General features: G+C 27.3%; 1 protein-coding gene and 1 pseudogene. Both read left to right on the top strand.

Annotation, left to right across the window (positions count from 1 at the left end; all coding sequences use genetic code 11):
- A partial coding sequence (locus tag AMN78_RS04025; RefSeq protein ID WP_179850615.1) for a uroporphyrinogen-III synthase occupies positions 1-392 on the top strand: 392 nt, incomplete at its 5' end.
- Positions 393-708 (top strand): annotated as a pseudogene (locus AMN78_RS04020) (mechanosensitive ion channel family protein); the annotation flags it as partial. It abuts the gene before it with no gap.

Below are 708 nucleotides of genomic sequence, written 5' to 3'. Positions count from 1 at the left end.
ATATTATTATAAATTCAGGTGACTTAGATAAAAAAAAATTCTTAGCGTATATTTGTGGAGATAATATTGCTTCAGACTTGGATTTAGAGCTACAAAAGGAAGGTTTTCAAATAGATAAAATTATCAATTATACTTCAGAAAAAATTAAAGAATTAAATGAGGATACTAATAATTTAATTAAAGATCATCCTCCTGACATAATTTTTGTTTACTCAAAGAGGAGCGCAGAAAGCTTTATTGATTTAGCGAAAAAGTACTCACTCAATGGACTGATGACAGGCTCAAGAGTAATGTGTATAAGTGAAAAAGTTATAAATGTTTTCAAAGAAGCTGGATGGAAAAATTTAGAAACCTTCGAAGCTGGAGATGAACTTATAAAAATTGGTAATTAGATGGAAGTATTGCAAAATTTTAAGATATTATTTTTAGATGTTTGGAATAAAGGTATTTCGGGAGTTAATATTTCTGAAATTATTATTGCTTTAATAATTTTTTTATTTTTTCTTTTTTTAAGAGGAATATTTTCAAAATTCGTAATAAAAAGGTTGGAGAACTACGTATCAAAAACCTCAAATAACTTTGATAATACCCTTGTAAAGTCTATGGAGGGGCCAGCTAAATTTTTTCCGATTGTATTAGGTTTTTTTGTAGCTACTAGTTATCTAACTATTGAAACTCAAGCTGCAGATTTTTTAGAAACTATTAATC

It is taken from the genome of Candidatus Pelagibacter communis (assembly GCF_001179945.1).
GTDB classification, from domain to species: Bacteria; Pseudomonadota; Alphaproteobacteria; order Pelagibacterales; family Pelagibacteraceae; genus Pelagilacustribacter; species Pelagilacustribacter ubique_A.
The sequence above is the reverse complement of the archived record's forward strand: the minus strand, read 5'-3'. Positions and strand labels throughout refer to the sequence as shown.